The 12,153-nt window shown below is 33.8% G+C and carries 8 protein-coding genes; 2 read left to right on the top strand and 6 right to left on the bottom strand.

Annotation, left to right across the window (positions count from 1 at the left end):
- A partial coding sequence (locus tag VKJ25_RS06845; protein WP_324235880.1) for a methyltransferase domain-containing protein occupies window positions 1-5,564 on the bottom strand: 5,564 nt, incomplete at its 3' end.
- A 122-nt stretch (window positions 5,565-5,686) separates the two neighbouring features.
- The gene (locus tag VKJ25_RS06840; protein WP_324235879.1) at window positions 5,687-5,848 is read right to left on the bottom strand and encodes an FkbM family methyltransferase; all 162 of its coding nucleotides are present in this window, start codon (window positions 5,846-5,848) and stop codon (window positions 5,687-5,689) included.
- Between the two features lie 300 nt (window positions 5,849-6,148).
- Here VKJ25_RS06840 and VKJ25_RS06835 point away from each other — a divergent pair, with 300 nt between their 5' ends.
- The gene (locus tag VKJ25_RS06835; protein ID WP_324235878.1) at window positions 6,149-7,414 is read left to right on the top strand and encodes an RNA-guided endonuclease InsQ/TnpB family protein; all 1,266 of its coding nucleotides are present in this window, start codon (window positions 6,149-6,151) and stop codon (window positions 7,412-7,414) included.
- A gap of 381 nt (window positions 7,415-7,795) precedes the next feature.
- Here VKJ25_RS06835 and VKJ25_RS24485 read toward each other — a convergent pair whose 3' ends face one another.
- The 4 genes from VKJ25_RS24485 to VKJ25_RS06820 all read right to left on the bottom strand — a co-directional run bounded on the left by VKJ25_RS24485 (window position 7,796) and on the right by VKJ25_RS06820 (window position 8,933).
- A complete protein-coding gene (locus VKJ25_RS24485; RefSeq protein ID WP_375340308.1) occupies window positions 7,796-7,999 on the bottom strand; it encodes a tetratricopeptide repeat protein in 204 nt (67 codons plus the stop codon).
- A 60-nt stretch (window positions 8,000-8,059) separates the two neighbouring features.
- Window positions 8,060-8,326 carry a tetratricopeptide repeat protein gene (locus VKJ25_RS06830; protein ID WP_324235877.1) on the bottom strand — a complete coding sequence of 89 codons (267 nt, stop codon included), beginning with the start codon at window positions 8,324-8,326 and terminating at the stop codon, window positions 8,060-8,062.
- 43 nt (window positions 8,327-8,369) lie between these two features.
- Window positions 8,370-8,696: a hypothetical protein gene (locus VKJ25_RS06825; RefSeq protein ID WP_324235876.1), complete on the bottom strand. Its 327-nt coding sequence runs from the start codon at window positions 8,694-8,696 to the stop codon at window positions 8,370-8,372.
- Between the two features lie 81 nt (window positions 8,697-8,777).
- Window positions 8,778-8,933, bottom strand: a complete 156-nt coding sequence (locus tag VKJ25_RS06820) for a hypothetical protein (RefSeq protein WP_324235875.1) — start codon at window positions 8,931-8,933, stop codon at window positions 8,778-8,780.
- 605 nt (window positions 8,934-9,538) lie between these two features.
- Between VKJ25_RS06820 and ftsH3 the strand changes: the two genes are divergently transcribed.
- Window positions 9,539-11,380, top strand: coding sequence for an ATP-dependent zinc metalloprotease FtsH3 (gene ftsH3, locus VKJ25_RS06815; protein ID WP_324235874.1), 1,842 nt, complete (start codon window positions 9,539-9,541; stop codon window positions 11,378-11,380).
- Window positions 11,381-12,153 lie beyond the last annotated feature (773 nt).

The following is a 12,153-nucleotide window of genomic DNA, read 5'->3' as shown; positions in this document are numbered from 1 at the left end:
AATGACTGAGATTTTAAAGATACTTCTGGCTGACTTTTTGTCTGACTCAAAGAAGATTCAATATCAATATCTCCAGATTTATTAGAATCTAATGACTGAGATTTTAAAGATACTTCAGACTGACTTTTTGTCTGACTCAAAGAAGATTCAACCTCTGTTTCAGCATTAATTAAAATAGAAACCAATAAATTAATTACCGTAAGAGACTTACTACATCTAAGACCCTCCCTAATCTGAGCGATCGCTCCATTAGTATTACCTCCTTTCAACATAGAAGCAGCCATTTTCATAGCTTCAAGAGCATAATGTTCCCTAGCTTGATTCGATAAATTTTCAGCCATATTTTTTGGTAAATAAGTTTCAGTAATTTCTATAGCTTTCCTAGCATTTTCTATATTACCTCCAGACTGCATTAAACGGGAAGTTTCCGAAATAGAATGTAAACGGAAACAAGCCAAAATTTCCGGTTCAAACCAAATAGGATAAAAAGTAGCTATTCGCTTCCAAATTTCCCAGTCAGCAGCAGAAACAGCTTGGTCACAAAAACCACCTAATTGTTCATAAACTTCACGTTTAACCACCATTCCCACAACTTGAATACGTTGCTCTACAGTAATCTTTTCTAAAAATTTTTCTATAACTCCAGGAGTGTCTCTTTCCAACACAGACAAAAACTTTTTATTATCATTTTCATCTATATAATAGTGGCGACAAAATGCTGCTCCTAAAGTTGTTTTATTTTCTATTCCCCGACGTAACTTTTCATAAAAACCAGGCAAAACAAAATCATCATCATGGAGTAAATGAATCCAATATCCTCTTGCTCTTTGAAGACAAACATTAAAAATCGGAGCTTGACCAATATCTTGAGGAAAATGCCGATAAAAATTAACCCTTTCTCCCCCTACCTTTCGGACAATAGCTGCTATTTCATTTTGGATTTTATTATCAGGACAATCATTAATTACTTCTATTTGCATTTCCTCTGGAGAAGGAGCTTGTTCCAAAACACTTTTCAAAGTTTGTTCTAAATATTTCACCTTTTTATAAGTAGGAATAACCACAGACCAAAAAGGTCGATGATTATTATCTGACAATGGAGAAATTTCTGGATATTCAATACTCATTTGATTATTTTTAAGAGTAGTTATTCGAGGAAAATGTTCTACAGCTACTTCTACTTTTTCTTCTCGCCTTACCGTTGCCCAAATCGAAGGTTTAGCAGATTTTAAAGAAACTAAATTAAACCCTGCTCCCATTAATAAATCTTTTAATTGTTCCTCAGTATAAGCATTCCCAGAAAAATAATATTGTTTATCTTTTGCATCTTCCTCATCAAAATTTTCTAAATCTGGAGTGCTAGGATCCTGTACCTGAAGTCGGAAATATCCTCCTGGTTTTAACACTCTAAATGTTTCTCTTAAATAACTTTTGACTATAGAAATAGAACGAATATTTTGAAATACAATTGTTGCATAAACAAAGTCATAATTTTGGTCAGGAAATTGTTGTAAATCATAGCCATTATTAATATAAACTTCTCCATTTTGTTTTCCATCAGCCAAATATTGTTTAGCAAAATTAATCATATTTTCCGAAATATCTACACCATCTACCCGTGCAAATTTTTCTCGGAATTTTTTGATGAAGCAACCAAATCCGCAGCCAATTTCTAATACTTTCCATTTTGGCTTTACGGGAATTTCTAAAAGAATTTTTTGAGTATAATCTAAGACTGAATCTTCCCAAGCTACCATTAGTTCTTGAGGAGACATATTGTCAATTTTATTCTTAGTAATTACTCGTTTAAACATAGCTTCATCTAGAGAATTAACATTCCCAAAATGACGCTGCATTTCTAACTGTCCGTGATTTATTTTCAACCGAGTTTCATCTAAATTTTTCCTATCTTCCACAGCAGATAATTCTTTTTCTTCAACCTGCATTTTTAACTGCTCTTGATTTATTGGAAAAGGAATTTCATCTGAATTTTTCCTATCTTCCACAGCAGATAATTCTTTATTTATTTGAAATATAATTTCATCTGAATTTTTCCTATATTCCGCAGCAGATAATTCCTTTTCTTCAACCTGCATTTTTAACTGCTCTTGATTTATCTGAAAAGGAATTTCTTCTGAATTTTTATTATCTTGAATAGCAAACAATTCCTTTTCTTCAACCTGCATTTCTAACTGCTCTTGATTTATTGGAAAAGGAATTTTATCTGAATTTTTCCTATCTTCCAGAGCAGATAATTCCTTTTCTTTAACCTGCATTTTTAACTGCCCTTGATTTATCTGAAAAGTAATTTCATCTGAATTTTTACTATTTTGAATAGCAGATAATTCCTTTTCTTTAATTTGATTAAAAGTCTGAATAAATACATCAGTCATAATCTTAGCCATTCGCGACCAAGAAAACTTTTTAGCTTGTGCTAAACCAACAGCAATCAACCTTTGCCGAACTTCAGGTTTTTGCACCTCACCCAAAGCATTTACTAACCCATTAACATCATTATCATCTATATATAAAACTGCATTTCCTCCCACTTCAGGAATCGAAGAATTTTTACAAGTAATAACCGGACAACCACAAGCCATTCCTTCCAAAATAGGCAATCCAAAACCCTCATACTTAGAAGGATAAATTAAAGCGATCGCTCCTGAATAAGCCGACTTTAATTCTTCATCACTTACTTGCAATAAATGAATTTTACTACCAGAAATATATTTGCTTAACTGTGGCTCTAATTTTTTACTTCCCCCAATACAAACAATCTCAAATTCTGAAGAATTTACCAATTTATAAAAAGCTTGAAAAAATAAAATAGTATTCTTATAACCAAGCCAACCTATTCTCTCACCAACTATCAGAAAGTATGGATAATTAATCTGATATTTTTGTTTAAAATTAGCAACTTCTTGAGGAGTCGCTCTAGAAAACTTAGATTCAATTCCACAATGAGCAACCTTAATAGAATTTCCAGATATTTGAGGGAAATATTTTACTAAATCGCGAGTCGTATTTTCAGAAATTGAAATATAAGAAATTGCCTGTTTAATACCACGATGTTTTTCTTGCCATGAAGGGTTATCAAGACTTTTAGCTAAAACTTCTGGAATCATATCATAAGCCATAAATATATATGGCGTTGAAATAGGTGTTGTGTAATAAGTAGAAATAAAAATATCGGCATTTTCTTCATCACATATTTGTTGTAACATTTGACGGTCTTCATTGATTTTACCGTAGTTATATCCAGGGATAACACGATAGTTTATGCCAGGAATTTTCGGGGCAGTTTTTAATCTGTCAAGCACTAAAATATTTTTCCCAAAACTATCTTTTGACCATACTTCCAACAAAGACTTCCAGACACGAGCAATACCCGTATTATTGATTTGGAAAAATACACCATCAATCAGAACCTTGAAATCTAATTGCTGCTGATTTTTTAGTTTCTTTTCTGTAAAATTTTTATAGTATAGCTCAGTTATTTCCTGCCTAGCTCTTCCTTTTATTTCAGGAATATTTTCATAGTCTAATTCGGTTAGTTGCTGCTGATTTTTTAGTTTCTTTTCTGCAATATTTTCATAGTCTATCTCTGTTATTTCCTGCCTAGATATTCCTTTTCTTTCTGCTAGATTTTCATAATCTACTTCAGTTATTTCCTGCCTAGCTCTTCCTTTTATTTCAGGAATATTTTCATAGTCTAATTCGGTTAGTTGCTGCTGATTTTTTAGTTTCTTTTCTGCAATATTTTCATAGTCTAATTCGGTTAGTTGCTGCCGAGGTTTTCCTTTTCTTTCTGTAAATTTTTCATAGCCTAGCTCAGTTATTTCCTGCTGAGTTTTCAATTTTCTTTCTGTAATATTTTTATAACCTACCTCAGTTAACTGCTGCTGAGTTTTCGATTTTCTTTCAGTCACCTTTTCATGGTCTAATCTCGTTAAAGATTCCTTCCTTTTCTCAGGCTTATATCTACCCACCCTAAATATGCTGAAAAACTCAGAACTTGATAAACTTTTCTCAGTTAATAGATGTAGAGATTCTCCATCCGAACATAAATTAAGTTTAAACTTTTGAGCAATAAAAGATAAAGCTTTTCTAGTAAAAATAGAAATATGCTGACCTTCCTCCAAAGCATAATACCACCAATCATTAACACCAGGATTATCCGAGGGCAATAACTTCGTACTAAACAAAATATTTCTCGTTTTTTGCAATATCCTCTCAATCTCTACCAGAGGATTTATAAAATGTTCAAACACCTCAAAAGCAGTCACTAACTCATATTTTTCCTCCCCATTTATTCCCCCTTCCCATCCTTCATAAAAAATATTTTCACAATACCTATCATATCCATAAAAATCCAATCCCAAATCCCGCATCATCCTGACAAATAAACCATATCCACAACCATAATCCAAAAACTTATCATCAGCATCAAAAAAATTAAGAATCAAATTTTCCGTAATCAAAGAAAAATTCTGATTTCTAGACACCAAACCTACATCACTACTAGCGATCGCCTGCTGATAAGCTTCATCTAACCAAAAAGGATTTTCCGTTTGTATAAACCCACAATTAGAACATTGAAAATAATCAACATTATATTTATTCAAAACTTTAGCAGTATCAAAATTATAAGATACCGAACCACAAACTTTACAATGAATATTTTGAACTTCTAAACTACCACTAAACATGATTTTTTCTGTAAATTTGTCAGCTTGAATATTACGAATAATAGAATCAGGATGATTCATTGGAAAAATCATTTCCTCCACAGACATATTAGCAAACTTACTATTCACATCTTTAGTATGAGTAGCAGTTGGGCTAAAACCAATATTAGAAACTAAATTTATCCGAGGAATAATTGTTAATTTATTACGACTCCAACCAGCAAATAACCAAGCATAATCCCAAGCTAAATAATTTTCATAGCACTTAGCAAAAATGTTTGACCAATATTTAACTGCCTGAGTATTTGAGAGAATATTATTTAACCTATTACTATCTCGTAATTGAGGCCATAATGTCAATTTATCGTCAAAATTTTGCCATGCTCGTCGCCAAGTTGCCCAACCCCAACCATGAAAATAATGAGAAAAATAATAACTAGATTCTATATATTTTTGACCAAACAAAAAATTATCTCCAGATATCGCCATTACTTTTTTATTATGACGATATCTATCTAATAATTCTTGGCAAAACTGAAAAAAAGTCAGATGTGGTAAACAGTCATCCTCTAATATAATTGCTGATTCAACCATACTAAAAACCCAGTTCAAGCCACTAGGAATTCTTCTTTTACCAGTTAAGTTTATCTCAGCATAATTAGTTAAAACTTCGCACTTCCAATCAACTTGATTAATTATCTTTCTTGCTGCCATACATTTCTCAAATTCTCCTGATTTATTAATACGAGGAGCATCAGCTATTGCAAATAATTGAGGAGGTTTTACTTGACGAATTATCTGAAATACTTTTTCTGTTGTATCTGGTCGATTAAATATAATTAGAACTACAGGAGTTGTTAATTGAAATTGAGTCATTTGAGTTATGAGTTAACTTTCAGTTATTAGTTATCAGTTTTTATTGCTGAACCAAAAGGCTTAAAGTTCAGTTATTAGTTATCAGTTATTATGTCTGAACTAAAATGGTTAAAATTCAGTTATTAGTTATTATAAAACACCGCAATAGATTGAAATAAAGGTCTTAAAAAATAATCAATAGCTTTTCTATCTCCATAACGTACCTCTATCAACATAAATTTTGGTTGATATTTATCAAAATTAATACCTTGCAAAACATTTAATTCAAAACCTTCAATATCCAACTAGATTCGGCAAGGGGTATCCCGTTATAATCTCCGATTTAACGGGATGGGAATTGCCGAGCTGCAAATTAAATAGGTGTCGATTGATGTTTTTCTTCTGATTTCTTGTCTTTAAGTCTCAGTGAATCTATAAAATCACTTATTACTTGGGTCATCGTTTTTTCATTTTCTGCTGCATATAATCTCAGCTTATTTAATCTGTTCTGACTTATTCGTATATTTAATCCTGTTTTCTTCATTGTGTATAGACAAATTCTACACAAACTATTATAATATAGTTCTGGTCGAAAGAGCAAAGAAATGATAATAAGCCATTGTTACAAAATCAAACCAAATCCAAAACAAATAGCTAAGACTAAGATAGATAATTGGTTAGAACTTTTGAGGAGACATTGGAATTATGCCCTTTCTCAAAGATTAGATTGGTTAAATAGAACTAGATGTCAAATAGACCGATGCTCAACAATTTCATGTCCTATTGGCAAGATTCCTTGTAGACCAGATTATTATTTTCAGCAATCAGCACTTAAAGAAACAAAACAATTATTTCCTGAGTATAAAGAAATTTACTCTGAAGTTCAACAAATTAATCTACAAAGACTAGATAAAGCTTGGAAACGTTGGTTAATTCCTGACAAAACAGGTAAAAGATTTGGTAGACCAAGGTTTAAAAAGTCTGGCAAACTAAGGTCATTAAGCTTTAGTAGGGTCAATCATCCTAAAGCAGCAGTGAAATTTGATGGTAAGCAAATTATTATTAGCAGATTTGGTGCTATTCCAGTAATAGTTCATAGACCAATTCCAGATGGATTTACTATGAAAACTGCAACTATAATCAAAAAAGCTGATGGCTATTATGTCAGTTTTAGTTTGGAAGATAAGTCAGTTCCCAGTCTAATTCCTAAAGATAATATGAAAACTGCGATAGGTATTGATGTAGGCTTAAAAGAGTTTTTAACTACTAATATTGGAGAAACTGTTTCTGTGCCAAATTTCTATAGAAAAGCCCAATCTAATTTAGCTAGAAAACAAAGTAAAGCAGCTAGAAAAGAAATTGGTTCTAATAACTGGAAAAAAGCACAAAATAAAATAGCTAGATTGCATCAACATATTGCTAGACAAAGAGAAAATTTCCACTATAAAACTGCTCATAAATTAGTTAAAGAGTATGATTTAATTGCTGTAGAAGAACTTAATATTAAAGGTTTAGCTAGAAATACTAAATTATCAAAATCAATTTATGATGTAGCCTGGGGGACTTTTCTGGAAAAATTGAATGCAGTAGCGGTAAAACGCGGTGTTCATTTTATCAAAGTCAACCCTCAAAATACGTCACAAAATTGTAGTAATTGTGGTCAAAAAGTACCTAAATCTTTGTCAGTTAGAACTCATTCTTGCCCTAAGTGTAAAACGGTTTTAGATAGAGACGAGAACGCTGCAATTAACATATTAAATAAAGCATTAAACGAGGTGGGTATCATCTTGTCTGCTTGTGGAGGCTTAGACATTAGTCAGCCTGTGAAGCAAGAAACTTCTGAAACTTGGATTCAATCATCTCTGTTTTAGAAACTCCCGTTATAATCTTCGATTTAACGGGAGAGAACTTCACCGAAAACAAATCTATATTTTTAACTCCATACTTGTCAAAAATCCCAGTTAACGTCATTGTTGGAACACTTATTTCATAACTATTACTAATATTTTGAACCTGACATCCCCTTTGTAAATGAAATCTTTTTTCCTCCTCCGAATTCATCGCTCCATCAACAAAAGACATCAAATTACAATAGTGCATTTTTATATATAATCCTGACCATAATTAAAAGAAACTAAAGCATAATTTTCCACCTTAGAGCGATTAACTCTACATTTTTCCGCCAACTCCGGTATTGCTTCAATCAAAATACCTTGCCAGTTTTTATACTTCTCAAAATATAAAGTGTTGCTTTAACTTATTCCATCATTTGCACCAACTTCAATAAAAAATCCATTTTCCCAAGCTAGGTAACGAGTAAGTTTAAAATCAAGCTGATTCAAAGCATAAGATTTTGTAATTATATCGGGTTTAATTTCTAATGCTTTTTCCTGATAAACCTCAGCCTCAGATAACTTACCTTGTTGCTGTAAAATCTGACTAATACTCCAATATATATCTGGCGAATTTCGTTCAAGATTAATAACTTTTTTAAAGCAAGCGATCGCCTGTCATAGTTAACCTTTTTGGGAATAAAACTTGCCTAACTTTCCATAAAGTATTGCCAAATCAGGTTGTAATTCTATAGCTTTCTGGTAAGAACGAATAGACTTTTCAATTTCACCTTGAGAGTAATAAACATCCCCTAATTTCTGGTAAACTTCAGCAGAATCAGGTTGACTTTTAATAGCTTCGTAACAAGCCAAAACTTGATTATTTTTACTACCTTCATTTTGATTATTTCTTCTAGCTATTGCCTCACCTTGACCAAGAGAAATACTCAAACAAGACCTTTTTTGACTTGGGAATTTTAAATCAGATCAAAAATCATCTCTTTGAAAAAAAAACTGAAGTACAAGTTTTATATCTTTGAGAAGCAACTAAACCATAAAAATCTATCCGTTTAAACCCTTGACTTTGCCAAAAAAGTATTGCTATATTATTTTCCTCTCTATCAGAATTATCAAAAACTATCCAGCCAGATTTAGAGAGGTTATTTCCACATACTTCAGCACATTTAACTCTCTCAATTCCATCAATAATAATTACATCAAAATAACCATCATCATAATTACTTATTTCCTCAACATATTTTTGCCTATCTTCTTTCAAAACCAGCTTGACATTATTAGGAATAGAAGTAGAAACTCCCATAAAATAATCAGAGTTATGTTCTACAGAAATTACCTCTTTAACTCTCCGAGCATACCATAAAGTTGATTGTCCGCTCCCATATTAAAATACTCGAAAATCACCCTTTAATTTATCCTCAATAAATTCAATGGCAGGATAAGAATACCAAGGCAAAGGACTATAATTATAATCTATTGACTTTCCCTCTTTTAATGACCTTAGCCATCCTGAAGTTTCTAGATAATTCAAATTATTCATTTCAGTTCTCAGCTTTTTCAATTATCAGCTTTTTCAGTTATCAGTAATAACAGTCAAAGCCAAAATTCTAACTTTTGCATTTTGACTTTTAACTTTTGAATTCTCAAATGGCAGTCGAAGCAAAGACTCTAACTTTTGACTTTCACTTCTATAAAGATGACAGAGTAGTTCGGGAAATTATTTCATATTTAAAATTTGAAACTACAAATATTTGTGATATCTATCAAGTTAACTCTAAAGTTATCAATTACGAGTTATAGAAGTCGAAGTAAAGATTCTAAATTTTAACTTTTGACTTCACTTATATAGCAATCCAAAATAGGATGTACAAGACTTACACAAATAACAAAATCATACACCATCTGTAGAGCTTAATGGTCATTATCCCATACTAGGTATAGCCTTACTGCGTAAGTCCTGATGTAATAAGTTTTATAATAGTTAACTTGAGCTAAAAACCTTGAAAATTCTGACTCCTGACTCCTGATTTTTAATTAGCGCTAAAACTGTGATAACATAATGAGAAGCAAGTTAACATAAGTTAATATATAAGGATTAATAACTATAGTCCCTTTACCATAAAAGATTAAAAGGAGCAACCCCTAGTGAACAATAAAAAATGGAGAAACGCTGGTCTATACGCCCTACTAGCAATAGTAGTCATCGCCCTAGCAACAGCATTCTTCGATCAACAACCCCAAACTCGTGAAACCTGGAAATACAGTCAATTCATTCAACAAATAGAAAACAAAAACGTAGATAAAGTAAGTATAAGCGCTGACCGGACAGTAGCTAGAGTCAAAGCAGCAGACGGAACTATCTTCCGAGTCAATCTACCCAATGACCCAGATCTAATTAACATCCTCACTCAAAACAGAGTAGATATTTCCGTACTGCCCCAAAACGAAGAAGGTTTCTGGGTTAGAGCATTAAGTAGCCTATTCTTCCCCGTCCTATTATTAGTAGGATTATTCTTCCTACTACGTCGTGCTCAAAGTGGACCAGGTAGCCAAGCAATGAACTTTGGCAAATCCAAAGCTAGAGTCCAAATGGAACCTCAAACCCAAGTCACCTTTAGCGACGTAGCAGGAATCGAGCAAGCAAAACTAGAACTAACCGAAGTAGTGGACTTCCTGAAAAACGCTGATCGCTTCACAGCAGTAGGAGCCAAAATACCAAAAGGCGTACTATTAGTCGGACCACCCGGAACAGGTAAAACTTTATTAGCTAAAGCTGTTGCTGGAGAAGCAGGAGTACCATTCTTCTCCATCTCCGGTTCAGAATTTGTCGAAATGTTCGTAGGTGTTGGTGCTTCTAGGGTTCGAGACCTATTTGAACAAGCCAAATCTAACGCTCCCTGTATCGTATTTATAGATGAAATAGATGCAGTAGGTCGTCAAAGGGGCGCTGGTTTAGGAGGTGGTAACGACGAAAGAGAACAAACTCTTAACCAGTTACTCACCGAAATGGATGGTTTTGAAGGCAACACAGGTATCATTATTATAGCTGCAACTAACCGTCCAGATGTTTTAGATGCTGCCCTCCTACGTCCTGGCCGTTTTGACCGTCAAGTAGTAGTAGACCGCCCTGACTATGCAGGCCGTCTAGAAATTCTCAACGTTCATGCTCGTGGTAAGAGTCTTTCTAAAGATGTGGACTTAGAAAAAATTGCCCGTCGGACTCCTGGATTTACTGGAGCAGATTTATCTAATCTATTAAATGAATCTGCTATTTTAGCAGCTCGTCGCAACTTAACAGAAATTTCTATGGACGAAGTTAATGATGCTATTGACCGAGTATTAGCTGGTCCAGAGAAGAAAGACCGAGTAATGAGTGAGAAGCGTAAGGAATTAGTAGCATATCACGAAGCTGGTCATGCTTTGGTCGGAGCGTTAATGCCTGATTATGACCCAGTACAGAAAATTAGTATTATTCCTCGTGGGGGTGCTGGTGGTTTAACTTGGTTTACTCCTAGTGAAGACCGGATGGATTCTGGTTTGTATTCCCGTGCTTATCTCCAAAATCAAATGGCGGTTGCTTTGGGTGGTCGTTTAGCTGAGGAAATTGTTTTTGGTGATGAAGAGGTGACTACTGGTGCTTCTAATGATTTACAGCAGGTGGCTCGTGTTGCTCGTCAAATGGTGACTCGGTTTGGCATGAGCGATCGCTTGGGTCCTGTGGCTCTTGGTCGTCAGAATGGTAATATGTTCTTAGGAAGGGATATTATGTCTGAGCGAGATTTTTCTGAGGAAACTGCTGCTGCTATTGACGATGAGGTGCGTAATTTGGTAGACCAAGCTTATCGTCGGGCGAAGGAAGTTTTGGAAGGCAACCGTCATGTTTTGGATAAGTTGGCGGAAATGTTGGTGGATAAGGAGACTGTAGATTCTGATGAGTTACAGGAGTTGTTGGCAACTAATGATGTGAAAATGGCTGCTTTAATTTAGCTCACACGGATTATGCCACGGATATACGGATTAAGTTGTTAGCTATTTTGTAGTTATCTTTATAGGGTGCGTTACATTTCATTAACGCACCATCTCTGCGAGATATTTTGATCGCAGATGTTTTGGTTGGTGTGTTGTGCTTCGTTAACTATCCATCCTTTATGCTAGGGTTCCTAATAAAATGTGTTAACCCCATGCGCAACAGTAGGAAATTTTCACCACTCGCCTTCTCCTTTGGGATGCTTCAGAAAATGTTTTAACTATTGCCTACAGAGAAATAATTGAAATTTTTCACCATTCACCTCCTCTCTAGTCGGAAGCTTCATAAAATGAATTAACGGGATGTGCAAGAGTAGGAAATTTTCACCCCTCGTCTCCTTGGGTGGAGTGCTTCAGGAAATGTTTTAACTGTATATATTCAATTCAATAACTTCTCTATAGAGCCATGTTCAATAAAATATTATCATTTGTTAAAGCATCCCCAGCCAGTTATTTATCTAATCCCGATCAAATATATCAATCAACCTCATAGCAGCAGGTAAACATCAACATTTTCATCCTCTGAGAGCTACCAGAAAAAAAACGCGCCTCAAAAAAAGCCCCTTGCATTTTTACCAAAAATCTGATATGATAAATGTTAACTGGTGTCTTTCGTTTATACACATGACTTTTTGTTCAACTAATTATTTCTACTAAAAAGCCATCAAAACATTCAAGAATTTTTCTATAGAGCTGGATTTAATAAAATGTTATCATTTGTTAAAGCACCCCAG

This window comes from Okeania sp. (assembly GCF_035285525.1).
Classification (GTDB): domain Bacteria; phylum Cyanobacteriota; class Cyanobacteriia; order Cyanobacteriales; family Microcoleaceae; genus Trichodesmium.
This window is presented reverse-complemented; position numbering and strand designations above follow the sequence as displayed.